The 24,864-nt window shown below is 71.2% G+C and carries 20 protein-coding genes; 17 read left to right on the top strand and 3 right to left on the bottom strand.

Features of this window, described 5'->3' with window-relative positions; all coding sequences use genetic code 11:
* The first annotated feature begins 3 nt into the window (after positions 1 to 3).
* From AC5R91_RS31000 to AC5R91_RS30985, 4 genes are all read left to right on the top strand, one after another.
* Positions 4 to 918 (top strand): ABC transporter ATP-binding protein, encoded by a 915-nt coding sequence (locus tag AC5R91_RS31000; protein ID WP_495394822.1) that lies wholly within the window; start codon positions 4 to 6, stop codon positions 916 to 918.
* 89 nt (positions 919 to 1,007) lie between these two features.
* Positions 1,008 to 1,841: an ABC transporter permease gene (locus AC5R91_RS30995; RefSeq protein ID WP_495398096.1), complete on the top strand. Its 834-nt coding sequence runs from the start codon at positions 1,008 to 1,010 to the stop codon at positions 1,839 to 1,841.
* Positions 1,842 to 1,955: 114 nt separating this feature from the next.
* The gene (locus tag AC5R91_RS30990) at positions 1,956 to 3,158 is read left to right on the top strand and encodes a hypothetical protein (protein WP_495394821.1); all 1,203 of its coding nucleotides are present in this window, start codon (positions 1,956 to 1,958) and stop codon (positions 3,156 to 3,158) included.
* On the top strand, positions 3,155 to 4,594 hold the full coding sequence (locus tag AC5R91_RS30985; RefSeq protein ID WP_495394820.1) for an amidohydrolase family protein: 1,440 nt from the start codon (positions 3,155 to 3,157) through the stop codon (positions 4,592 to 4,594). The genes AC5R91_RS30990 and AC5R91_RS30985 overlap by 4 nt, the downstream gene beginning before the upstream one ends.
* A 364-nt stretch (positions 4,595 to 4,958) precedes the next feature.
* On the opposite strand, the gene AC5R91_RS30980 is transcribed toward AC5R91_RS30985, so the two are convergent.
* Positions 4,959 to 5,717 (bottom strand): helix-turn-helix transcriptional regulator, encoded by a 759-nt coding sequence (locus AC5R91_RS30980; protein WP_495394819.1) that lies wholly within the window; start codon positions 5,715 to 5,717, stop codon positions 4,959 to 4,961.
* Positions 5,718 to 5,970: 253 nt separating this feature from the next.
* On the opposite strand from AC5R91_RS30980, the gene AC5R91_RS30975 reads away from it, so the two are divergent.
* Positions 5,971 to 6,918 (top strand): NPP1 family protein, encoded by a 948-nt coding sequence (locus AC5R91_RS30975; RefSeq protein ID WP_495394818.1) that lies wholly within the window; start codon positions 5,971 to 5,973, stop codon positions 6,916 to 6,918.
* 44 nt (positions 6,919 to 6,962) lie between these two features.
* Here the strand turns inward: AC5R91_RS30975 and AC5R91_RS30970 are convergent, their stop codons facing one another.
* Positions 6,963 to 8,852: an alkaline phosphatase D family protein gene (locus tag AC5R91_RS30970; protein WP_495394817.1), complete on the bottom strand. Its 1,890-nt coding sequence runs from the start codon at positions 8,850 to 8,852 to the stop codon at positions 6,963 to 6,965.
* 714 nt (positions 8,853 to 9,566) lie between these two features.
* Here AC5R91_RS30970 and AC5R91_RS30965 point away from each other — a divergent pair.
* The 12 genes from AC5R91_RS30965 (at position 9,567) to AC5R91_RS30910 (ending at position 22,766) form a co-directional block, all read left to right on the top strand.
* Positions 9,567 to 10,859, top strand: a complete 1,293-nt coding sequence (locus AC5R91_RS30965) for a bifunctional o-acetylhomoserine/o-acetylserine sulfhydrylase (protein ID WP_495394816.1) — start codon at positions 9,567 to 9,569, stop codon at positions 10,857 to 10,859.
* On the top strand, positions 10,843 to 12,195 hold the full coding sequence (metX, locus tag AC5R91_RS30960) for a homoserine O-acetyltransferase MetX (RefSeq protein ID WP_495394815.1): 1,353 nt from the start codon (positions 10,843 to 10,845) through the stop codon (positions 12,193 to 12,195). The genes AC5R91_RS30965 and metX overlap by 17 nt, the downstream gene beginning before the upstream one ends.
* A gap of 18 nt (positions 12,196 to 12,213) precedes the next feature.
* Positions 12,214 to 13,161, top strand: coding sequence for a MurR/RpiR family transcriptional regulator (locus tag AC5R91_RS30955; RefSeq protein ID WP_495394814.1), 948 nt, complete (start codon positions 12,214 to 12,216; stop codon positions 13,159 to 13,161).
* A gap of 292 nt (positions 13,162 to 13,453) precedes the next feature.
* Entirely contained in the window at positions 13,454 to 14,647 is a 1,194-nt protein-coding gene (locus AC5R91_RS30950; RefSeq protein WP_495394813.1) for an ABC transporter ATP-binding protein, read from the top strand.
* A gap of 195 nt (positions 14,648 to 14,842) precedes the next feature.
* On the top strand, positions 14,843 to 16,231 hold the full coding sequence (locus tag AC5R91_RS30945) for an ABC transporter substrate-binding protein (protein WP_495394812.1): 1,389 nt from the start codon (positions 14,843 to 14,845) through the stop codon (positions 16,229 to 16,231).
* 28 nt (positions 16,232 to 16,259) lie between these two features.
* Positions 16,260 to 17,177: a metallophosphoesterase gene (locus tag AC5R91_RS30940; protein ID WP_495394811.1), complete on the top strand. Its 918-nt coding sequence runs from the start codon at positions 16,260 to 16,262 to the stop codon at positions 17,175 to 17,177.
* Positions 17,178 to 17,277: 100 nt separating this feature from the next.
* Complete coding sequence (locus tag AC5R91_RS30935; RefSeq protein WP_495394810.1) at positions 17,278 to 18,258, top strand: carbohydrate ABC transporter permease; 981 nt, start codon at positions 17,278 to 17,280, stop codon at positions 18,256 to 18,258.
* Between the two features lie 61 nt (positions 18,259 to 18,319).
* The gene (locus tag AC5R91_RS30930; protein ID WP_495394809.1) at positions 18,320 to 19,141 is read left to right on the top strand and encodes a carbohydrate ABC transporter permease; all 822 of its coding nucleotides are present in this window, start codon (positions 18,320 to 18,322) and stop codon (positions 19,139 to 19,141) included.
* A 53-nt stretch (positions 19,142 to 19,194) separates the two neighbouring features.
* Positions 19,195 to 20,043, top strand: a complete 849-nt coding sequence (locus AC5R91_RS30925) for a GNAT family N-acetyltransferase (RefSeq protein ID WP_495394808.1) — start codon at positions 19,195 to 19,197, stop codon at positions 20,041 to 20,043.
* A gap of 287 nt (positions 20,044 to 20,330) precedes the next feature.
* Positions 20,331 to 21,845 carry a zeta toxin family protein gene (locus AC5R91_RS30920; protein WP_495394807.1) on the top strand — a complete coding sequence of 505 codons (1,515 nt, stop codon included), beginning with the start codon at positions 20,331 to 20,333 and terminating at the stop codon, positions 21,843 to 21,845.
* Entirely contained in the window at positions 21,838 to 22,041 is a 204-nt protein-coding gene (locus tag AC5R91_RS30915; RefSeq protein WP_495394806.1) for a hypothetical protein, read from the top strand. The genes AC5R91_RS30920 and AC5R91_RS30915 overlap by 8 nt, the downstream gene beginning before the upstream one ends.
* Before the next feature lie 260 nt (positions 22,042 to 22,301).
* The gene (locus AC5R91_RS30910) at positions 22,302 to 22,766 is read left to right on the top strand and encodes a nuclear transport factor 2 family protein (protein WP_495394805.1); all 465 of its coding nucleotides are present in this window, start codon (positions 22,302 to 22,304) and stop codon (positions 22,764 to 22,766) included.
* A gap of 57 nt (positions 22,767 to 22,823) precedes the next feature.
* On the opposite strand, the gene AC5R91_RS30905 is transcribed toward AC5R91_RS30910, so the two are convergent.
* The gene (locus tag AC5R91_RS30905) at positions 22,824 to 24,464 is read right to left on the bottom strand and encodes an FAD-dependent oxidoreductase (RefSeq protein ID WP_495394804.1); all 1,641 of its coding nucleotides are present in this window, start codon (positions 24,462 to 24,464) and stop codon (positions 22,824 to 22,826) included.
* Positions 24,465 to 24,864 lie beyond the last annotated feature (400 nt).

Raw genomic sequence — 24,864 nt, 5'->3', positions numbered from 1 at the left:
GTCATGCGCCATCCTATTTGGACATACAGCAACGAATCGTGCGGGGTCGGCTCCGCCGCGGGGGTCGACTCTGCCGCGGAGGCCGCGGAGGTCGGCTCTGCCGCGGAGGTCGGGGAGGTCGGCTCTGCCGCGGAGGCCGGGGAGGTCGGGGAGGCGACCGGACCGGCGGACGACCCCCCGCCGACGCTGGTGACGTTCACCGGGGTCGAGAAGCGCTACCCGGACGGCACCCAGGCCCTCGCCCCGGTCGAGCTCACGGTCCGTGACGGCGAGTTCGTGAGCATCGTCGGCGCCTCCGGCTGCGGCAAGAGCACCCTGCTGCGGCTGGCGTCCGGCCTGACCGAGGCCACCGCCGGCACGGTGTCGCCGTCAACCGGCCGGATCAGCTACGTCTTCCAGGATCCGACCCTGCTGCCCTGGCGCAGCGTGCGGCGCAACGTGGAGACGCTGGCCGAGCTGACCGGCGTGCCCCGCGCCGAGTACCGGCCGCGGGCCGCCGAGGTCATCGACCTGGTGGGGCTCGGCGGGTTCGAGCGGCACCGGCCCCGCTCGCTGTCCGGCGGGATGCGGATGCGGGTGTCCCTCGCCCGCTCGCTGGTGCTCTCCCCCGACCTGTTCCTGCTGGACGAGCCGTTCGGCGCCCTCGACGAGATGTCCCGGGAGCGGCTGGGCGGCGAGCTGCTGCGGCTGTTCGAGCTGCGCCGCTTCGGCGCCGCCATGTTCGTCACCCACTCGGTCGCCGAGGCGGTGTTCCTGTCGACCCGGGTCCTGGTGATGTCACCGCGCCCCGGCCGCGTGGTCGCCGAGTTCACCGTCCCGTTCGGCTTCCCACGACCGGCGGAGCTGCGCTTTCGGGACGACTTCACCCGCCTGACCGCCGCGGTCTCGCGCCGCCTGCGCGCCGGGGAGCCCGCGTGAGTGCGCCGGGGGTCGTCGGCGGGCCGACGACGCCCGGTCAGGGAGGCGGACCCGCGCCCGCGCCCGGGGGGCGACGCGCCGCGGGCCGGATGGCGGCCCTGGTCCGCGGTGGGAGCCGGGCGCTGCGCACCGGGCGGCCGCGGGCGACCTGGCGCGACCGCGTCGCCCCGCTCGTCCTGTTCGCGGTCATCATCGGCGTCTGGTACTTCGTCAGCCTGGTGGTCCTCGACCGGGACCGCCGGTTCCTGCTGCCCAGTCCCGACTCGGTCGTCCGCGTCGCCTTCCTCGACGGCCACAACCTCGCGCAGCTCCTGCGGGCGCTGTGGCTGTCGACGTCGGTGGCGCTCATCGGCCTGGGGGTGTCGGTCGCGCTGGGCATGGCCGTGGCGATCGCGATGAGCCAGGCCCGGTGGATCGAGAGGTCGGTGTACCCGTACGCGGTGATCCTGCAGACCATCCCCACCCTGGCGATGGTGCCGCTGATCGGCTTCTGGTTCGGCTACGGCTTCCTCAGCCGGGTGATCGTCTGCGTCCTCATCGCCCTGTTCCCGGTGATCAGCAGCACGCTGTTCGGCCTGCAGTCGGTCGACCAGGCCATGCTCGACCTGTTCCGGCTGCACCGGATCCCCCGCTGGCGCCGGCTGGTGTCGTTGCAGCTCCCGGCCGCGATGCCGGCGACGTTCGCCGGCTTCCAGGTCTCCGCCGGGCTGTCCGTCGTGGGGGCGGTCGTCGGCGACTTCTTCTTCAAGCAGGGCAGGCCCGGCATCGGCGTCCTGATCGATCTCTACCGGGCGCGACTGCTCTCCCAGCAGCTTTTCGGCGCGGTCATCCTCGCCTCGCTGCTGGGAGTCGTCGTGTTCACGTTCTTCGGCTGGCTGAGCCGGCTGGTCACCGGTCGCTGGTACGGCGCCGAGACACCCTGACGCCGCGGGTGGTCGCGCCCGCCGATCCCGGCGGCGCCGACGGCCCGCGGAGCTGTGTCACACCCGGCCCGCGGGGGGTTCCACGAGCCCGGGGTCTTCACGAGAGGGAGCAACATGGGACGTTTCCGACGAGGAGCCGCCGTCGCCTTCGGCACGGCGCTCGCCCTGACCCTGGCGGCGTGCAGCGGGGACTCCGGCGGCGGGTCCGCCGCCGGGTCCACCGGCGGAGGGTCCACCTCCGCGGCGCCGGCCGTCGCGTCCGGCGGCGCACTCGACCTGACCGGCGCCTGCCCCGCCACCGTCGTGGTCCAGACCGACTGGTTCGCCGAGTCCGAATACGGATTCCTGTACAACCTGATCGGACCGGATGCGAAGGTCGACACCGGCAAGAAGCGGATCACCGGCTCCCTCGTCTCCGGCGGCAAGGACACCGGGGTGAACATCGAGGTCCGATTCGGCGGCCCGGCCATCGGGTCCGAGCAGGTCAGCGCCCAGATGTACGTCGACAAGTCGATCAATCTGGGGATCGTCTCCACGGACGAGGCGATCCAGAACTCGGCCGCCCAGCCGACCAAGGCCGTGTTCGCGCCGTTCGAGATCGCCCCCATGATGATCATGTGGGACAAGAGCAAGCACCCGAACTTCACGACGCTGGTCGACATCGGGCAGACCGACACCAAGGTCCTCTACTACGAGACCGACGCCTACATGCAGTACCTGCTCGGCGCCGGCATCCTGCGCCAGGGCCAGGTCGACGGCAGCTACGACGGCTCGCCGTCGCGCTGGGTCGCCGAGGACGGCAAGATCGCCGAGGCCGGGTTCGCGACCTCCGAGCCCTACATCTACAAGAACGAGCTCGGTGACGGGCACAGCTACGACGTCAACCTCCAGCTCGTCAACGACACCGGCTACCCGGTGTACGGCCAGGCGCTGTCGGTCCGCAGCGGCGACGAGGCGAAGCTCGCCCCGTGCCTGAAGAAGCTGGTGCCGATCGTGCAGCGTTCGCAGGTCGACTTCCTGGCGCATCCGCAGACGGCGAACGGGCTCATCATCAAGGCCGTCAAGGCGGACGCCGCGTCGGTGTGGAACTACTCACCGGGACTCGCCGCGTACGCCGTGCAGACGATGAAGAACCGCGCGCTGGTCTCCAACGGGTCGAACGCGACGATCGGCGACATGGAGCAGAGCCGGGTCAACCGGATGATCCAGATCCTGACCCCGATCTACGCCGGCCAGAAGAAGCCGGTGAAGAACGGACTCACCCCCGCCAACCTGTTCACCAACCAGTACATCGACAAGACCATAGGACTGAAGTGACTGATCCCGCCGCCGTCGCCGCACCCGCTCCCGGCGTCACCGGCACCGCCACCACCGCCACCACCGCCGATCCGGCGAACGCCGGGGGTCCGGCGAGCTTCGTGCTGCGGGCCCGGCATGTGCTGACCATGGGCGCGGCCGGGCATGTGCGCGACGGCGCGGTCGCGGTGGTCGACGGGCGCATCGCCGCGGTGGACGGGTACGCCGCGATCGCGGCGCGGTTCCCGGACCTGCCGGTCCTCGGCGACGGCGGCGGGATCATCACCCCCGGCTTCGTGAGCTGCCACGGGCACTTCTCGGAGGGCCTGGTCACCGGCATCGGGGAGACCCACACGCTGTGGGAGTGGTTCGTCCACGTGGTCGAGCCGATCGAGGCGCACCTGACCCGCGACATGGCCTACGTCGGCACGCTGCTGAAGGCGACCGAGATGGCCCTGTCGGGGGTGACGACGGTCGGCGACATGTTCTGCTCGGCGCCGGGCCGGTCGCCGGTCACTCCCGGCATCGTCGACGCGCTCGACGTCGTCGGGCTGCGCGGGGACGTCTCGTTCGGCCCCGCGGACGTCCCACACGACCGCTCGATCGACGCGATCGTCGCCGAACATCACGCGCTCGCCCACGCCGCGGCGACCTCCCGGCGCACCCGGTTCCGGGTCGGCCTGGCCACCATCCCGTCCAGCAGCGACGCGCTGCTCGCGGCCACCCGGTCGCTGCTGGCCGAGACCGGCCGGCTGCACGTCCACCTGCACGAGGTCCGGGAGGAGGTGACGGCGTCGCGGACGACTCGCGGGGCCAGCTCGATCGAGGTCGCCGCCCGGGCCGGCCTGCTCGACGCGCAGACGGTCGCCGCACACTGCGTCTGGCTCTCCGACGACGACGTGGCGTTGCTGCGCCGGCACGCGGTCGCCGTGGCGCACTGCCCGGTGTCGAACATGATCCTGGCCAGCGGGGTCTGCCAGGTGCCGCGGCTGCTGCGGGACGCGGTGCCGGTGGGCCTCGGGGTCGACGGCGCCGCCAGCAACGACAGCCAGAACATGCTCGAGACCGTCAAGGCCGCGGCGCTGCTGCAGAAGGTGCACCACCAGCAGGCCGACGTCCTGACCGCGCCGGCGGTGCTGCGGATGGCGACCCTCGGCGGCGCCCGCGCCCTCGGCCTCGACGACACCGTCGGCAGCCTGGACGTGGGCAAGGCCGCCGACCTGGTGCTCTTCGCCGAGGCGAGCCCGTCGATGGCGTTCGTGCACGACCCCTACCAGGCCGTCGTCTACTGCGCCGGGACCCGGGACGTCGCCGGGGTCTGGGTCGACGGCGAGCGGATCGTCGCCGACGCCCGGATCCTCACCGCCGACCTCCCGGCGATCCTGCCCCGGGCCCGCGAACTCGCCGTCGAACTCGCCACCCGCGCCGGCCTCGCCTCGGAACTGGCCATCACCTAGATCGTGTATCCGATTGTGATCTGACGGCCTGTCTGCCACGAGATCCGGGCCCGTCGAGGCGTGGATGCGGGAACACGTCGTGATCATGAAAACCATGATTACCGGAGTTGAGGCTCGTACGGAAGCATTCCCCGCACCCCACCGATCACGCACAGATACGAACATCGGTCACGGTCGTCTCCGTCACCCGCAGCCAGCAGATGCAGGAGGTTTTGGGCGCCGGCGGCGGCGAAGACCGTCACCAACCTCCTGCAATTGCCCACGCAACCACGACCGGCACCAGTCACGGCGCCTGCCACACGCCACCCCATGATCGAAAGTGGGTACGCGCCCTGGTGCTGCGAGGGGTCTCGGAGACGGTCGATCAGGGGATGGGACCTGCAGGCAGATCCTCTCCAGTTGCCACCTTCGCCGTGAAGGCGTTGATGGCATCGATCCGGTTGGTAACACCGAGCTTGCCGTAGATCGACTCCAGATGCTTTTCCACCGTGCGGTGCGACCTATTCAGCCGGATGCCTATCTGACGACTGGTCAAGCCATCCCGGACCAGGTTCATGATCCTTCCCTCGGTGATTGTCAGTGGGGTTGGCCGCTGCTGCTGGAGTCGCCTCGCCTTGCCATCCATGGCGATCAGAAGCGGGTGGAGAGCGAGTATCAACTCCCGCTCCTGGTCCGTGAACGGGCCATCGTCCCGCCCCAGGGCGAAAGAACGCATCGTACCCGGAGGCGAGTCCAGGGGGATGGCGATGTGATCATAGAAGTTGACCGCGGCGTAGATATCCGAGCCGGCCTCCGATGATTTCCATTCCCGTAGGGAGATCCTGTCCGTCACCGTCAGCGGCCGACGGTCGGAGGTTTTCACGTAGTGTCGGATCAGCGGGTGCCGTCGCATATTGCGCAAGGTTACCGCAGTGATCTCGGATGCATCGATTCGGGTTGTCGGCCAGCCAACACCAAGCGCGCCATCTTTCGACATACCCACCTCGGAGAATACGCACACAGGGCACTCCAGAACGTCCTGCAGGACCTGCGCCATCACCCCGTAGTCGATCTCCGCCGGATGGCGACTGTAGAGCTCGCGAGCAAGATCGAGAACCTGGTGGTACCTGCGAGGACTGATCATCGTGCATCCCCGATCGCTACGTAGTTCTACTAATTCCGTTTTAGCTGGCCGGGACCTAGTGTCGCACCTGAGGCCATGCCTCGCGGCCAGTTTTCCCGGGCCGCTCTCGACTGCGCGCAGTGGTGAACCAACGGACCGGAGCGTCCGAGGGACCACGACGGAGTGCGACCTCGCGCAGGACTAGGTCCGCTTCTGACGCCGATCAACCGCTGCGCCGACTCCACCAGGCACTCGACGAACCCAGGAGTGAGAGTTGACAAGACTCGGAAGACAGGCGGGGGCCGCGGCAATGCCTCGTCGACCACGGAAACGGATTCCGACCGCATTCGGCCAGGCGGGGTCAGCGGCTCCCCGTCGGTTTCGGGCTACGTCCGGTCCCGCTTCAAGGCTGATAGCTGTCGCCGGGGTCCTGACGGTCGCCCTGCTTGGCGTCGCGGCGGTACCGGCCGGCGCGGCCACCTCGTCTCCCCCTCAGCGACTGCCTGGCAATGCGGACAGCTTCGAGCGGACCTTCCAGCCGGCATACGACTATGACAGCGACGGCTGCTATCCCACCCCTGCGATCGGCCCCACCGGAGTGCTGAACAGCGGGCTCAAGCCAACAGGCTCGCTCGGTGGCAGCTGCCACGACCGCAGTGACCTCGACAACACCAACGGATACTCCCGCCATTACTGCAGCAATGGCTGGTGCGCAATCCTCTACGGGCTCTACTTCGAAAAAGACCAGTTCACCTTTGCCGGAGGCGGCCACTGGCACGACTGGGAACACGTCGTCGTCTGGGTACAGAACAACCAGGCGAAATATGTCGCAACCTCGGCACATGGAGAATTCGACACCTACCCGGCCAGCGCGATCCGCTGGACCGGCACCCATCCGAAGATTGTTTACCACAAGGACGGCGCGTCAACCCACAGCTTCCGTCCCGCAAGATCTGGTGACGAGCCGCCGGAGAACGCCTATCACACGTGGCGCTTCCCGGACCTCGTCGGCTGGAACGGATATCCCGCCGGAATACGCGAGAGACTGTCCGCAGCCGACTGGGGAAAAGCTACCTTCGGCCTGAAGAACGGCGAGTTCTTGAAGAATATCCTGACAGCCAAGCCGAAAGCCGTCACCTTCAACCCCTTCGACTCCTGCTCCATATATCAAAATTTTGCCACTATTCTGAAATGCCTGGCGGCAACTGAAGCGCGGTCCTGATTCTCCTGGCGATGACCGTCGATGTCAGTGATAGTGGGTCGATCTCAGCCTCGGGGGGTGAGATCGGCGACGAGGACGGGGTCCAGGCCGCCGGGGGTGCCGTCCGGCTCCGTCTTCGACACGGTCAGCCGCGCGGCGCGGCCGTCGAGCTCCAGCACGGCGAGCTGGCTGTCGAACCAGGGGCCGTCGGTCACCTTCCAGCGCAGCGCCCGTCGCGGCACGCCGGCCAGTCGCGCGACCGCGCCCGACGCGACGGCGAACGGGGCCCGGCGGGACAACGCGTCGATCCGACGGATCCCGGGGCCGAGCGGGTTGCGGAACGGCGAGCAGACCGCCTGCCAGACCGGCACGCCCGCGCCGCCCGCGCCGCCCGGACTACGTGGACCGGCCGGACCGGCCGGACCGGCCGGACCGGCCGGACCGACCTTCGACAGGTCCGCGCGGGCGAGGTAGGCGTGGTGAACGTCGCCGGACAGCACGACGACGCTGGCCGGAGCGGGACCGTGCTCGCCGGCGCTGACGGCGCGCAGCAGCTCCGTCATCGCGTCGAAGGACGCGCCGAACGCCGCCCAGTGTTCGAGGTCCAGCGCCTGGCGCAGCTTCTCGGCCGCGGCGGCCGCGCGGCGGCCCCACCGACCCGCCGCGATCTGCTCGTTGGCCGCCTCGACGTTGTGGATCAGTGGGCTGAGCAGGTACGGCACCGACGTGCCGAGCAGCAGGTGGTCGACCTGGCCGGTGTGCTCGGTCTGCCGGCGCACCCAGGCCCACTCGGCGGCGTCGACCATCGCCCGCGTGCCGTCCGCCGCGACGACCCGCGTCGCCCGCGAATCGATCACGACCAGCCGGGTGCGGCCCAGGTCCCAGCGGAAACTCCACCGCACCGCCCGGTCGGCGTCGACGTCCGCCTGGTCGGGGCGGGGCCGGTCGGCGTCGGCGTCCGACCGCCGGGCGAAGGCGCGCAGCAGGTCCTCCGCGGACGGCCCGGGACCGCCCGGGCCGCCCGGGCCGCCAGGGCCGGTTGTGCCCGGTGTGCCGGCGGCGACGACGGCGCGGTGGACCGGATCCCCGTCACGCTCCCGCGGGCTCAGGTTGCCCAGGTGCTGGTACAGCCAATAGGCCATGATCCCGCCGGTGATCCGCGCGTCCCACCAGGGCTCGGACCTGATCCGGGCGCGCCACGCCGCGGAGATGTTCCAGTCGTCGCGCACATCGTGATCGTCGAAGATCATGGCCGTGGGGATCGTGGACAGCAACCAGCGGATCTCCGGCTGTGACCAGGCCTCCTGGTAGAGCCAGGTGTACTCCTCGAAGTCGGCGATCTCCTCCCCCGGGGGAACGGCGACGTCGCGTCGCCGCCGGATCCGCGCGGCGGTCCGCGGGGAGACGTGGTCGGCGTAGACCTGGTCGCCGAGCAGCAGCAGGGCGCCCGGCCAGGTGTCGGGGTCACGCGTGGGCAACTCCAGCGCGAGGGCGTGTAGCGCGTCCGTGCCCAGACCCTGGCTGTCGTCGTCGGCCTTGAGGGTGAACGGCGGTTCCTGCGGCGCGGTGACCCGGCACGAGCCGAAGACGATCCGCACCGGCGCGTCGCCGCCGACGGGCCGCAGCAGGCTCGGCGGCGCCCCGGGCTCGGGCCAGACCCGCACGGGCGCCGGCTGCGCGGTCCCGGTCAGCCACACCTCGTACGCGACCGGCTCCCCGGGCACGAGCCCCTCGGCGACGACCAGGCCGTAGTGGTGCCCGGCCACCTCGAACGTCGACGCGCGGCCTGCGACCCGTCCCGCGAGGGTTCCGCCCGCGGCGTCGTCGACGGTCTCGCTCCCGACCTGCGGTGGGATGGCGAGCAGGATCTCGCAGGCGGCATCGGTCTCCACCCAGACGGTGACGCGGGAGCCGTCCGGGTGGCGCTGGATGGGACCGAGGACGAGACGAGTCATTCGTCTACTCTCACCCTTCCCGCCCCCCGTCCGTCACTCGCGTCGACCGCACGACCGCCCGCATCCGTCCTGATCATGCGTGCGCCGCGTATCGCTGGAGGTTGACGGCGGTGCGGGGGCCGGCGGCCGGCGGCCGCGACCACCCTCCTGCGACTGCCGCCCGGGGAAGCCGGAGGACGGGGCGGGTGAATGCGGTCGGGCAGGCATGTTTCACCGATGCGACCGGAGGGCGGCTGGGCACAGACAACGGCGCGTCGCGCTGCTAGCGTCGTCAACCGTGAGGCTACACGTCGGACATCCGCGACGGTTTCGCGCCGCCGTGCGATGTTCCGTGGGATGCCCGGACTCCGGCGTCCAGGCCGTCCGACGGCCACCCGGCGCCGCCCGCCTCGTGGCGTTCTCCGGTCGCTGACCGGGCTGTTTCGCCGCGATCGTTCGTCGGCATCCCGCCCACCGACCCTGGCCGCGTCGGCTGCGCTGACCGACACGTCCACATCCCGCCACGGGCCGCGGCACACCCAGGTCACGTCCGCGTCACAACCACGTCACGTCCCTCATGGTGGACGGCGGCCCGCCGGGCCCGGCATCATGCCGCCCGCACCCGACGCCCCGCCGCAGGCGACGTTCCACCACAGGCGACGTTCCACCACAGCCGACGCAACGCGGCCACAGCGCAGCGCAGCCACACCACACCGACACGGAGAGAGTCACCCAATGAGTGCCGAGAGCTGGTCGTTCGAAACCCAGCAGATCCACGCGGGCGCGCAGCCCGACCCGGCGACCGGCGCCAGGGCGGTGCCGATCTACCAGACGACGAGCTACGTCTTCCGCGACACCGACCACGCGGCCGCCCTGTTCGCGCTCGGCGAGCCCGGCAACATCTACACCCGGATCGGGAACCCGACACAGGACGTGTTCGAGCAGCGCATCTCCACGCTGGAGGGCGGCGTCGGGGCGCTGGCGCTCGCGTCCGGGCAGGCCGCCGAGACGCTGGCGATCCTCAACCTCGCCGAGTCCGGCGACCACGTGGTGTCGTCGTCCAGCCTGTACGGCGGGACGTACAACCTGTTCCACTACACGCTGCCGAAGCTCGGCATCGAGGTCACCTTCGTCGCGGACCCGGACGACCTGGAGGAGTGGCGCGACGCCGTCCGCCCGAACACGAAGGCGTTCTACGGCGAGACGATCGGCAACCCGCGCGGCGACGTCCTCGACACCGCCGGGGTGTCCGAGGTCGCCCACGCCCACGGCATCCCGCTCATCATCGACAACACGCTGGCCACCCCGTACCTGTACCGGCCGCTCGAGCACGGCGCGGACATCGTCGTGCACTCGGCGACGAAGTTCATCGGCGGCCACGGCACGGCGATCGGCGGTGTCATCGTCGACGGCGGCCGGTTCGACTTCGGCGCGTCCGGCCGGTTCGCGAACTTCACCACGCCCGACCCGAGCTACCACGGGCTGGTCTACTGGGAGGCACTCGGCCACGGCTCCTACATCGCCAAGGCCCGCGTGCAGCTCCTGCGCGACATCGGCGCCTCGATCTCCCCGTTCAACTCGTTCCTGCTGCTGCAGGGGCTGGAGACGCTGTCGCTGCGGGTCGAGCGGCACACCGCGAACGCCCAGCGGGTAGCCGAGTGGCTCGAGGCGCGCGACGAGGTGAGCTGGGTGACCTACCCCGGGCTGCCGTCGTCGAAGTGGTACTCCCGGGCGCAGCAGGTGCTGCCCCGCGGTGCGGGGGCGATCCTGTCGTTCGGCATCGCCGGCGGGGCCGCGGCCGGACGCAAGTTCGTCGAGGGGGTCGAGCTGTTCAGCCACCTGGCCAACGTCGGCGACGCGCGCTCGCTGATCATCCACCCGGCGACGACGACGCACTCCCAGCTCACCGAGGCCGAGCAGGCCGCGGCCGGGGTCACCCCCGACCTGATCCGGCTGTCGGTCGGCATCGAGGGGATCGACGACATCCTCGCCGACCTCGACGCGGGGTTCCGTGCCGCCAAGGGCTGAGCCGGGGGGCGCCGGTCCGGCCCCGCCGACCGGACCGCCGCCGGCGGCCTCCCCCGACCCGGCCACACCCGACCCGGCCTCCCCCGACCCGGCCGCGCCCGATCCGGCCACACCCGACCCGGCCGCGCCCGATCCCCGTGGCGAGGTGGAGGTGGACGACCGGGCAGCGGCCGTCTCCGGCGCGTGGCGGGCGGGCGTCGATCCGATCGGGCGGCGCCGGTTCGCCGAGCTGCCCGGCCCGCTGCGCCTGGAGCGCGGCGGGGTGCTGCCGGGGGTGCGGGTGGCGTACGAGACCTGGGGGCGCCTGGACGCCGCGGCCGGCAACGCGGTGCTGGTCCTGCACGCGCTCACCGGGGACAGCCACGCCGCCGGCCCCGCCGGACCGGGCCACCCGAGCGCGGGCTGGTGGGATGGGCTGATCGGGCCGGGCCGGGCGCTCGACACCGACCGGCTGTTCGTCGTCAGCCCCAACGTCCTCGGTGGCTGCCAGGGCACGACCGGTCCCGCCACCACCGCGCCGGACGGCCGCCGGTGGGGCGGTCGCTGGCCCGAGATCACCATCGCCGATCAGGTCGCCGCCGAGGTGGCGGTCGCCGACGCCCTGGGCGTGCGGCGCTGGGCGGCGGTGGTCGGCGGGTCGATGGGCGGGATGCGGGCGTTGGAGTGGGCCGTCGGCCATCCGGAGCGGGTCGGGCGGGTCGTGGTGCTGGCCTGCGGCGCCACCGCGACGGCGGAGCAGATCGGGCTGTACGCGGTGCAGGTGCGCGCGATCACCGACGACCCGGGCTGGCACGGCGGCGACTACCACCGCCCGCCGGCAGGGCAGGGGCCGGCCGCGGGGATGGGGCCCGCCGCGGGGATGGGCCTGGCCCGCCGGATGGCCCAGATCAGCTACCGCAGCGAGGAGGAGCTGGAGGACCGCTTCGCCGCCCGGACCCGCGCGGACGGCCAGTTCGAGGTGGCCTCCTACCTCGACCACCACGCCGGCAAGCTGGCCCGTCGATTCGACGCCGGCACCTACGTCACCCTGACCCGGGCGATGATGACGCAGGACGTCGGGCGGGGCCGCGGCGGGTTCGCCGCGGCGCTGCGCGCCTGCCCGGTGCCGTTCACCGTTGCGGGCGTCGACTCCGACCGGCTCTACCCGCTGCGGCTACAGGAGGACATCGCCACGCTCACCGGCGCGCCGCTGCACGTGATCCGCTCCCGCAGCGGCCACGACGGCTTCCTCACCGAGAACGACCAGGTCGGCGCGCTCGTCCGGGAGGCTCTCGGGGCGCTCGGGTCGCTGCGCGGCGGCGACTCCCCGACCGGGTCACCCGGCTCGTCACCTTAGGCGTGTATGACGTCCATCATGGTGACTCCCTCCACCGGACTGGCCGGAGCCGTCCGTCCGGGCGGGCTGTTCGCGGCCATCCGCGCGACCCTGCCGAGTCTCGTGCCGAGCGAGCAACGGGTGGCCGAGGTGTGCCTGGCCCGTCCGGGGGAGGTGGTGGAGTGGTCCGCGGCCCAGCTCGCGGAGGCGGCGGGGACGTCGGCGGCCACCGTCGTGCGGGCCTGCCAGTCGCTGGGCTTCCGCGGGTTCCAGCACTTCCGGGTGGAGCTGGCCCGCGAGGCCGGGGCGGCGGCGCTGCGCGGCGAGGTCGGCCGCGCCGGCGCCGGGGACCCGGTCGAGCGGCTGGTCGACACCGTGTTCGAGGCGGCGGCGAAGGTGCTCGCCGACGCGTTGGGACCGTTGGACCGCGCCTGCCTCACCCCGGCGGTCGACCTGCTGGACTCCGCCGGGCGGCTGCTCATCGTCGGCAACGGCGGTTCGGGGCCCGTCGCCCAGGATGCGGCGCTGCGCTTCCTGAGCATCGGCCGTCCGGCGGAGGCGCCGGGTGATTCGATCATCCAGGAGATCGCGGCCCGGCTGCTCGCCCCCACCGACGTCTGCCTGGTCATCACCTCCTCCGGCGCGAACGAGCCGACGCTGCGCGCCGCCGAGGCCGCCCGCACCGCCGGGGCCACGGTCATCGGGATCACCAGCTACACGTCGGGCCCGCTGGCCGAGATCGCCGACATCACCCTCGTCGTCGGGACGCCCGACTGGCCGGTCGGCACGGACACGATCGCCAGCCGGCTGGCGTCGCTGCTGCTGCTCAACGCGCTGCAGCTCGCCGTCGGGCTGCGCCGGGAGAACGACCCGCAACGAGCGTCGTCCCTGGTCCCGGACGTCCTCGGGCACTCCGTGCGGGCCGAGCCGGCAAGTCCGCCGGAGCCGGCGGGGACCGAGCACGGCGACGGGCCTCCGGGGCGGTAGGCACCCGGCGGTCGGTCCCCGAGGGTGGGGATCCGACGGTGGGGATCCGACTGCAGGTACACAGCCCACAGATCTTCTCACTTTCGGTAATAGGTGACGACGGCACAGTCGACGCCTTGACCAGGTCAAATGGCACCCCCCGCCGCCAGAAGCCAGAGAGAACCGTTGCGATAAGTGACCACCGTCCGTTTCCCGTCCGTCGAAGACCGTTCATCTCGGTATTCGACGCTGCCCAGGTAACAGGAAACCGGGAGCAGCCCTGCTCCCGGAATGGACGTTACCTGGAGTGCTGGTGGCAGAGATCCGGATCGAGGGCCTGACGAGGACCTTCGGCGATGTCCGCGCCGTCGACGACATCTCCCTCGAGGTGGCCGACGGCGACTTCCTCGTGCTGCTGGGCCCGAGCGGATGCGGGAAGACGACGCTGCTGCGGATGATCGCGGGCCTGCTGGAGCCGAGCGAGGGCCGCATCCTGCTCGGCGAGCGCGACATCACCCACCTGCCGGCCCGCCAGCGTGACCTCGCGATGGTGTTCCAGAGCTACGCGCTCTACCCGCACCTGTCCGTCGAACGCAACATCGGTTTCCCGCTGCGGGCCGCCCGCGTGCCCCGGGCCGAGATCCGCCGCCGGGTCCGCGAGGTCGCCGGGCAGCTCGAACTCGACCACCTGCTCGCCCGGCGGCCCCGAGAGCTGTCCGGCGGTCAGCGCCAGCGGGTCGCCCTCGGCCGCGCGCTGGTCCGCGACCCGCAGGCGTTCCTCATGGACGAGCCGCTGTCCAACCTCGACGCCAAGCTGCGCACCGCGACCCGCACCGAGCTCACCGCCCTGCACCGCCGGCTCGGACGCACCTTCGTCTACGTCACCCACGACCAGGTCGAGGCGATGTCGATGGCCACCCGCGTGGCACTGCTCAACGGCGGCCGGGTGGAGCAGGTCGGCACGCCGACGGAGGTGTACGACACCCCGGCGTCGGTGTTCGTCGCGGGCTTCCTCGGCGCACCGCCGATGAACCTGCTGTCGGCCCGCATCTCCGCGGACGGCCCGATGCTGACGGTGCAGGCCCCGGGGCTGCGCCTCCCCCTGTGGCCGGGCACCGCGCCGGACCGCGAGGTGACTCTCGGCATCCGGCCGGAGAGCCTGCATCGGATCTCGGCCGGCGACGTCACCGCGGAGCACCACCCGGAGGTGGAGATCGACGGGGTCGTCACCGCGATCGAGAACCTGGGCAGCGAAGAGGTCGCCTGGTGCGACGTGCACGGGCAGGCGGTGGCGCTGCGCGGGCCGCGGCCGATCGGACTCGCGGTCGGTGACCGGACCCGGCTCGGCGTCGACCCGGCCCGCGTCCACCTGTTCGACCGGGCCAGCGGGCGCCGCCTGACCTGGCAGCAGCCGGCCGGCCGGCCCGCGGTGACGGTCGCCATCGCCGCCGGGACGCCGGTACCCCCCGATCCGACCAACGCCACTCCGGCCGCCGCCGGCGTCTGATCCGGCGAGCCAAGTACCGCCACACCCGCCACACCCGCCACACCCGCCACACCCTTCACACCCTTCACACCCGCGGCACCCACAACGCCCGCGACACCCGCCGCACCGCCCTCGCGGGCCGGGCCCGCGAGACCCGGTCGACGCCCCGGGCGAACCACAACCCCGAACCAGCACCCACTCGATCCCCCAGGGAGCATGCCCGTGGCCCGACCACGCCTGCTGCGCGCCGCGGCCGGCCTCGTGCTGATCGCCGCGCTGGCCTCCGCCTGCGCGACGACCTCGTCCACCCCGTCCAGCGCGGCCGCCGGTGCCGGTGGCGGCACGACCGCGACGATCCCCGAACTCGCCCCGGACCAGAAGGTCTCGATCGTCTTCGAGAGCTACAACCTCACCAGCACGGGCACCTGGAAGCCGGTCATCGAGGGGCTGCTGCACGACTTCGAGGCCGCGCATCCCAACATCACCGTCAAGGGCCAGCCGCCGCAGGGCGTCACGAACGGCGACTACGCCACCAGTGTCAAGAACCAGGTGCTCGCCGGCAACCCGCCGGACGTCGCCCAGGTCACGTTCGACGCGCTGCGGTTCGCCGCCAGCGGCCTCGGCGCCCAGCCGCTGGACACCCTGGTCGGCCGGGACGCCGTGCAGGCCAACTTCGGCGGCACCCACCCGTTCGCCCCGACGGCTCGCACCCTCGGCGACGTCGACGGGAAGACCTACGCGATGCCCTACGTCTTCTCCACCCCGGTGCTCTGGGTGAACAGGACACTGTTCACCCAGGCCGGGCTCGACCCGGCCAATCCGCCGAAGACCTGGGCCGACGTCAAAGCCGCCTCGCTGGCCATCAAGGCCAGGACCGGCAAGGACGGCATCGTCGTCGACTGCCTGACGAAGGCCGCCGTCTGGTGCTTCCAGAGCCTGGTCCGATCCTCCGGGGGTCGGGTGATGTCCGCGGACGGCCGGACTCTGTCGTTCGGCGACGCGCCGGCCGTCTCGGCGGTCTCGACCGCGGCCGACCTGGCCCACAGCGGCGCCATGCCCAACCTGGACCAGCAGCAGGCGTTCAAGGCGTTCAGCAGCGGACAGCTCGGGATGATCCTGGAGACCAGCGCCGTGCAGGGGCTGTTCATGGCCGGGGCCAAGGCGAACAACTGGGAGCTCGGCGCCTCGCAGGAGCCGTCGTTCGGGTCGAAGCCGGTCGTCCCCACCAACTCGGGCTCCGGCCTGGCCGTCTTCAGTAAGGACCCGGCCAAGCAGCGCGCCGCCTGGGAACTGATCAAGTTCCTCACCAGCGACCACGCCTACACCCAGATCTCCTCGAAGATCGGCTACCTGCCGCTGCGCACCGGGCTCATCGACGACCCGAACGGCCTGCAGGCGTGGGCGAAGGCGAACCCGCTCATCAAGCCCAACCTCGACCAGCTCACCCGGCTCCAGCCGTGGGAGTCCTTCCTCGGCGACAACTACCTGCAGATCAGCGACACGATGATGTCCGCGGTCGAGGGCGCCGTCTTCGGCGACAAGGACCCCGCAGCCACGATGGCCGCCGCGCAGAAGCAGGCCACCACCCTCCTGCCGCCCAAGTGACCCCGACGGACAAGTGACCCCGACGGACATGCCCGCCACGTCCGCGGAAGGGACGCCCGTGCTCCCCCTGCCCGCCTCGAACGCCCACACGCCCACCCACACCCTGATCCAGATCAGCGACACCCACATCGTCCGACCGGGCGAGCTGCTGTACGACAAGGTCGACACCCACGCCGTGCTCTCGGCCGTCCTCGCCCAAATCGAGGCGTCCCCGCTGGACGTCGGCGTCCTGCTGCTCACCGGCGACCTGGCCGACAGCGGCGATCCGCTGGCCTACCGGCGGCTGCGGGAACTCGTGGAGCCGGTCGCCGCCCGGATGGGGGTGCCGGTCCTCTACGGGATGGGCAACCACGACGCGCGTGGCCCGTTCCGGGCGGGGCTGCTCGGCGTCGAGCCGACCACCGAGCCGCACGACTACACGCACTGGGTCGGCGACCTGCGGGTCATCGTTCTCGACAGCACCGAGCCGGGCCAGCACGGCGGTTTCCTCAGCGCCGCCCAACTGGGCTGGCTCGCCGACGAGCTGGCCACGCCGGCGCCCGCCGGGACGGTGCTGGCCCTGCACCACCCGCCCGTGCCCTCCCCGATCACCGCGGTCAACACGCTGCTGCTCGCCGAGCCGGAACGCCTCGCGGCCGTCCTCGCCGGCAGCGACGTGAAGATCGTGCTGACCGGGCATGCCCACCACGCGTCGGCGGGCGTGCTCGGCGGGGTCCCGGTGTGGGTGGCGGGTGCCACCGCCTACCGGGCCCAGGTGGTCGGGCCCGCCGACCGGATGACCGGGTTGGTGGGCGGCGAGTACACCCGGGTCGACGTCTACCCGGCCGGCGCGGTGGCCACCACGGTGCCGATCGGCACCGCCGACGTGGTCTACGACATGAGCCTGGACGACCTCAGCCGCCACGCCGCCGAGTACACCGACCACGCCGCCCACGCCGCCCTCTGACGGCCCACCCGAGCGCACGGGAACGCACCGCCCCCGTGCGGGACCCGACCGGGCCCCGCACGGGGGCGGCGTCCGCCTGCCGGAGAGGAAGTTCCAAACCGTGTTTGTCGAAGTCGCGCCGTCCGGCGCCGCGAGGATCTCCGGCGGCGGTGGGGCCGCGGTGGCGATCCCGGCCCAGCGGATCCAGGCGGCCCGCCCGCCGCTCGCCCGGCGCGCGTTGGGCGCCCTTCCGCCGTATCTCTATCTGCTGCCCGGCCTGGCCTGCCTGGTGCTGTGGACCTACAAACCGATCGTCGAGGCCGTCCAGCTCTCCTTCTACCACTGGAACCTGCTGCCGACCTCGCCGCGGACCTACGTCGGGCTCGAGAACTACCGGCGGGTGTTCACCCTCCCCCAGTTGCGCGGCGCCGCCGAGAACACGCTCTGGTACATGCTCGGCCTGATCCCCTTTTCGATCATCCTGCCCACCGCCATCGCCTTGGGAATCCGGAACCTGGGCGGTCGCTCGCGGTCGACGTACCGTGCACTGATCTTCCTGCCGATGCTCATGGCGCCGGTCGCCACGGCCGCGGTGTGGCGCTGGCTGCTGGACCCCAAGGGAATCGTCAACCACACTCTCGGGCTCGGCTCCTACAACTGGCTGCGGGAGGAGCGGACAGCGCTGCTCGCCATCCTCGCCATCTGCGCCTGGCAGATCATCGGTTTCGCCACCCTCGTCATCTCCGCCGGCCTGACCGGCATCAGCGCCGACTACGCCGAGGCGGCCGAGATGGACGGCGCCTCCCGCTGGCAGGTGACCCGCTGGGTGACGCTGCCGCTGCTGCGCTCGACGCTGCTGTTCATGCTGCTCATGACGGTGCTGCTGTCCGGCCAGTGGACGTTTCCGCTCCTCGACGTGCTCACCCAGGGCGGGCCGGCGGACTCCTCCACGAACATCTACTACCTGCTCTGGGAGTACGGCTTCCGCAGCCTCGACTCCGGTCTCGCCTCGGCCGCCGGCATCGCGTTCTTCGCCGCCTTCGCCGTCGTCGCGGCGTTCCTGGTGAAACTCGCCGACCGATACAGCTTCGCCGACAACTGACCGGTGCCGCGCCGCCCCGACCGACGCCCGTCTGCCCCGCCGACCCGAGGACACGAACACGATGAGCAGCGTGCGGACATCCCGCCTGCGGGCCGCGACCAGCCACTCCATGCTCGCCCTGTTGAGCCTGATCAGCCTTTTCCCGGTGTACTGGATGTTCGCGAGCTCGTTCCGCCGGCGCGGTGACACCTTCGACCAGTCGTTGCTGCCCTGGCCGCTGAGCCTCGGCAACTACCGGCAGGTCTTCGACAGCCTGGACGTCGCGGGCCTGCTCGGCAACACCCTCGTCATCGCCGTCGTCACCGCCGCCGGCCAGCTCGTCGTCTGTCTGCTCGCCGGGTACGCCTTCGCCGCCTGGGAGTTCCGCGGCCGGACCGTGCTGTTCATGGCGTTCGTGGCGACCTGGCTCATTCCGTTCCAGGTGACGATGATCTCCAACTATCTGGTGCTGTCGAACCTGGGCCTGCTGAACACGCTCGCGGGCGTCATCGTGCCGAACCTGTGCTCGGCGCTGGCCGTGCTCATGCTCCGCCAGCACATGCAGGCGTTTCCGCGTGAGCTGCTCGACGCGGCCCGGATCGACGGCCGGGGGTCGTGGACGACGCTGTGGACGGTGGTCGTGCCGAACCTACGCCCGGCGTTGGCGTCGCTGTCGATCCTGCTGTTCATCTCCGCCTGGAACGAGTACTTCTGGCCCGCGCTCGTGCTTCAGCGCGCGAACTCGGTGATCCAGCTCGGTATCCGCGGCTTCCTCACCGACGAGGGCGACGACTGGGGTGCGGTGATGGCCGCCTCGGGCCTGGCCTGCCTGCCGGTGTTCGCGCTGTACCTCGCCATGCAGCGCCAGGTCATCGACGCCTTCGTCCGCTCCGGCCTGCGCTGAGAACGCCAGAAAACCGGTGGTGGGCCCGGACCGACTACCGCCATGCTGGCACCATGCCTGGGACACCCCCCGCCTGGACCACGCCGATACTCGCCGGCAGCCGTGTGCGGCTGGAGCCGATGGACGCCGGCCACGTCGACGGCCTGGTCCGCGCCGCCACCGAAAACCGGCGGACCTACGGCCTCACCCACGTCCCGGCGACCCAGGAGGCGATGGCCCGGTACGTGGCGGCGGCCATCGCGGAACGCGAGCGCGGCCTGGCGGTCCCGTTCGTGCTCCGGGAGCGGCCCGCTGGTCCCGGCAGCGCTGATTCCGGCAGCGCTGATTCCGGCAGCGCCGGCCGGATCGTGGGCACCACCCGCTTCCTCGACCTAGGCTTCTGGCGGCCGACGGCGAACCCGGCCGGTGCAGACCCGGCCGGCGGGGCGGGCCGAACGACCTCGTTCCACTGGGCGACGGCGTCGGGCGGATCCACGGCCGCCCACACCTCGACAACCACGACGACCACCGTCACGTGGACGACCTCGGCCGGCGGCGCGGCCGCGGCCAGCCCCGCCGAGACGTCGGCGTCGACGGGCGAGCTGCCGTCGGTGGCGGAGATCGGCTGGACGTGGCTGGCGGCGTCGGCCCAACGCACCGCGGTCAACACCGAGGCGAAGCTGCTGCTTCTCGGCCACGCCTTCGACATCTGGGCGGCGCTGCGGGTGTGTCTGAAGACCGACGCGCGCAACGCCCGCTCCCGCGCGGCGATCGAACGACTCGGCGCTCGCTTCGAGGGCCTCCGCCGCGCCCACGTACTCGCCTCCGACGGCACGGCTCGCGACTCTGCCTACTACTCGATCGTCGGCGCCGAATGGCCCGTCGTGCGGGCCACCCTCATCGCCCGGCTGGCGCGCCCCTGATCCTCCGCCTGGACATCCCCCACCTTCCAGGAACTACTAAAGGTAGCCAGAATCCCACAGAAGGACCGATCCCCTCCTCCGAACGGGCGCCGATCGACCGGCACTGTCAGCAGCTCGACACCGACCGGACGCACGATCGCCGTCCGACCGGCAACGGGTATCGCGGAGATCGATTATGCCGCCGAGCAGGAGTTTCCGCGATGCCCGAGCCTCGGGGCGCCCGTCGAATCTCGGTATTCCTCCCGCAGGTCCTAGTAACTGGACGACGCCCGACCCGACGGCTGTGAATGCTTCGCGTCCAATGCCGACCGGAGTCACGCAACGGAGTCGCCGTCGGATTTTCGAAGATCGACGACTACGGAGATGACGGTATCGGTTTCTCCGCGCCGCGAAAAGGGTTACGGTCTCCCGGTTGCGTCAATGGGCTGATGCTTGCCCCGGGGGAAATGCATGACCACACTTCCATACTCGGCCAGAGCGCCGCGATGACTCCCGCTGAGATCCACCGCGCCGAAAACGCGTCCGAACAGGTCGAGACAGGCGACGCGCCACGCACCCGCGACCAGGACAGGCGCCAGCAGCTCGACCGGAAACTCAGCCTCCTCGATCCGGACCGCGCGGCAGCTCACCCAGCCGGTGACGGTGAGCCCGGCCAGACCGCCGCACCGGAGAACACAGCGGATCGCAGGGATCGAACGCCCGGAGGCGAAAAGCGGCCGCCCGGCAAATATACGACCGGCGAGAATGCGGACATCGAATCACGCGGCGGGGCGCCCCCCATCCGGAGAGACTCGTCCGACCGCGGAGAATACGCCGAGACCGCCGCACAGACCCACACCGATGCCCGCGCCGACACCACACCCCGGGCGCCGACCGAAAGACCAGCGGACCCGGATGCCCGCTCGGCGGTGCGATGGGCGGCACGAGGGGTACTACCGACATTAGATCGCGGCGATTCGCGCCTGACGCCAAGGGACAGCGACAACAGTCCGGAACGCCTCGCACTGCGACAGAAGATCGTGACGGATCTGATGGGGGACGTCCAGCCCCAGGAGCGGGGTCAGCCCGCCCTCTACCTGCTGGGTGGCGGCGGGGGATCCGGCAAGAGCCGGTTGGCCGTGGGACTCACCGAGAAGACCATCCTGCCGGCGGAGAACGTGGTGCGCCTGGACCCCGACGACGTCAAGAGGCGGATTCCGGAGTTCGAGGAGATCAGGAAGCTGCGTGATCCGCGCGCCGCGGACGTCGTCCACGAGGAGAGCAGCGCGCTCACCAAGCAGGCATACGCCGAGGCACTGGACCGTGGGGTCGACATCATCTTCGACAGCGTTCTCGCCGACGCGGAGAAGGGCATCGCCCGTATCGACGCCGCGAAGGCGCGCGGATACCAGGTTCACCTCTACGGCGCGATCGCGGACGTGGAGATCGCCATCGAACGCGCGATGACCCGAGGCGAGGAGACCGGCCGGTACGTACCGGTCGACCGACTCCTCGCGGCGCACCGCGGATTCGCGGAGGCATTCAGCCAGTACATCGACCGCGTGGACACCGCCGTCCTCTTCGACACGAACGGCGAAGAGAAGGTCATCGCGGCGAAGGAACTCGGCGGCGAGTTGGAGATCGTCGATCAGGCCGGCTGGCAGAGCTTTCTTCGCAAGCGGGACATCAACCCGGCCGCCACCGGTCCAGCGACGTTGTATGGCGACGCCGGTCCGCACTCCTCAGCAGCTCATGACCAGCTGCCCCTGGACATCGCAAGCGCAGAACCGAAGACCGTGGCGAGAGGAGATGACCATGCCTGACGAGGAGACTGACGAGGAGTACCAGGCCCGCCTGGACCGTGAGCACAACGAGAAGATTCGGGGATTCACGAAGTTCTCGCCGGAGACCGTCGAGAAGATCCGGGAGCAGGAACGCCAGCAGGACGAGGAGGAGCGGCGGCGGCTGTTCGGCGACGACGAACCGGCGGTGTGGATCGACCGCTACATCGACCCGTGACGGGCTGCGCCGGGCGCGGGCCCGGCTGCCGCCGCCTGCGGGGATGCGCGCCAGCACGGTGATACAGCATTCCGTTCGGCGACCACCCGCGGTTCGAACCAGATCCCCGCATCGCCCGGCGTGCCCGTGAGGCGCCGGTGGTGCAAGGTGGAGATGCCGCGCGAGCGGGGACGTTCAGGGTGAACGCGTCGAAGGGATGTGCAGGTGCGCAAGGCGTCGATCAATGATGACACGATCGCGGGACCGTCGACGGTGGCCGCATGACCGCCCAGGGATCCACGGGTCGGCTGCTGGCCAAGCTCGTGTCGTCGGTACCGGCCACCATCAGCCCGGCGGACGTCCGCGCACGGGTCGCCGCGTACTACGCCAGCTACGCGGCGGGTGACGTCGCGGGCCGCGAGGCGCTGTTCAGCGACGACTGCCTCGTGGAGGATCCGGCCGGGTACGTCGTCGCCCGCGGCGCCGAAGCCCTGCACCGGTTCTTCGTCGAGGGGATTCCCCCGGACTGGTCGGTCACGTTCCGGCTCGACCGCGTCGCGGTGGTGGGCAACGAGGCGGTGGCCACGACGCTGTCGGTCATCGACGCCGGCGCCCGGGGCGGGCTCGAGAACGTCGTCACCACGCACTTCGTGTTCGACGACGCCGGTCTCATCCGCAGCCTGCGCACCTTCTTCGACGCCGACTCGATGAACGATCCCCCGACGAGCGACCCCTCGGCGAACTGACCCGGCACGCAGCGAGGCCGGGCCCGCGGTGCGGACCCGGCCTCGATGTCGGACGGTTCAGGCCACGCCGACGGGCGCCCGGCTGTGGGCGACCTGCTCGCCGGCCACGTAGGCCATGGTCATGCCCGTCCACAGCGTGGTGCCGCCGCCGGGGTAGCCCCAGCCCAGCGGGCTCGCCGCGGCGTTGCCCGCCGCGTACAGGCCCTCGATGACCCCGCCGCGCGCGCGGCGCACCTGGCCGTTGACGTCCGTGCGCAGGCCGCCGTTGGTGCCCAGCGTTCCCGGGTAGATGCGCACGGCGTAGTACGGGGCGCGGTCGACGGGACGGATCTTGGAGCCGGTCATGCCGCGCGGCCGGTCGAAGCGCGGGTCGACGCCGTCGGCCGCGTACTTGTTGAACTCGGCGACGGTCTCGGTGAGGTGGTCGGCGTCGATGCCCAGCTTCTCGCCGAGTTCGGCGATGGTCTCGCCGGTCACGACCCAGTCGGGGATGGGGTCGCCGGGCTTGAACGACAGGATCTGCTTGCGCGAGCGGACGCCCTCGTCGAAGACCATCCACGCGATCTCGTTCGGGAAGTCGATGGTCGTCGCGTCGAACTCGCCGAAGGCGTGGGCGAAGTCGTGGTACGGCTGGGCCTCGTTGACGAACCGGTCGCCGTGGGAGTTGACGATGATGGTGCCGCCGGCCGCCCGGGCGTCGTCGAAGGTCGGCAGCGGGACGCCCAGGGTGAGGTCGGTCGGGTCCATCATCGCGCCGGAACCCCAGAACGAGTGCATGTTGCCGAGCAGCGCCCCGGCCTCCATGCCCATGATCTGCCCGTCACCGGTCGCGTGCTGGGGGCTGATCGGGTAGAGCTCGAAGCCGATGAACGCGGACACGAGCTCGCGGTTCCACTCGAACCCGCCGCTGGCGAGCACGACACCGCGCCTGGTCTCGATGGTGGACGTCGTACCGTCCGCGGCGGTGACCCGGATCCCGCGCACGACGCCGTCCTCGCCGAGGAGCTGCTCGGCGCGGGTCTGCATGCGCACCTCGATGCCGCGGTCGAGCACCCCGCGCAGCAGACCCGCCACGATGGCGCTGCCCTTCGTGCGGACGTCCTCGCGGTTGCGCCGCTCCAGCTCCTCCGGGGTGCGCTCGCGCTGCCCGATGTCCTCGGCGAGCATGTTGCGGGCCACCTGACCGCGCACGGCCACCTTCGTCTGGATGCGGGCGGCCCAGTCCGGGAGCAGCTCGCCGACGGGGAAGGGAAGCGGCTCGCACGAACGCCCGCCGTACTTCTTCCCCGGGATGTCGTAGGCGGCGTAGTAGTCCGGGTACTTCGCCATGGTCGTCATCTTCAGCGGGGTGTGCGTCTCGATGTACTCGAGCATCTCGGCGCCCCGGTCCACGCACAGCTCGAGCAGCTCGGGGTCGGCCACCCGGCCGGAGAGCCGCCGGATGTAGGCGAGCGCCTCCTCCCGGGTGTCGGAGATGTCGAACTCGGCCTGGTGGGAGTTCAGCGGCACCCACACGATCCCCGCCGAGACTGAGGTGCTGCCCCCGACGACGGCGGTCTTCTCCAGCACCAGCACGCGCGCCCCGGCGTCGGCGGCGCGGACCGCCGCGGTGAGCCCGGCGGCGCCGGTGCCCACCACGACGACATCGGTGGTCTCGTCCCAGGAGGCGGGGGTCGTGTCCATGTAGCTCCTCGTCATCGCGGCTCTGCAGCAAGTCCTCGTACGGCGACGGCGCCGTCGCCGCCCCGTGGCACGCGGATCGTCAGAGCCCGCGGCTCGGGACCGGCCGGCGGGGTGCACCCCCGTCGGGGAGAGGAATAGAGCATCCTGAACATAACCGCGCTGTCAGAAGCGGGCAACCGGCGCCAACCCGGGGGCGTTCGGCCGGAGCCGGCGGCGTCGGGGACACGGGCGATCAGCCGCGGCCGCGGCTCCCCGAACGTGGCTTCGATGTCAGAAACAGGTGACTGGCCTGGCCCAGGCCGGCTCGGGTGGAGCCGGCGGGGTCCGGCGGGGTCCGGCGGGGTGTCGGGTGAAGTCGGCCGGCTCGGGCGGGATCGGGGGTACCCACCGCCTCGACCTCGAATGCGATCGTGGC

This window comes from Frankia sp. BMG5.60, from assembly GCF_059428125.1.
This window is presented reverse-complemented; position numbering and strand designations above follow the sequence as displayed.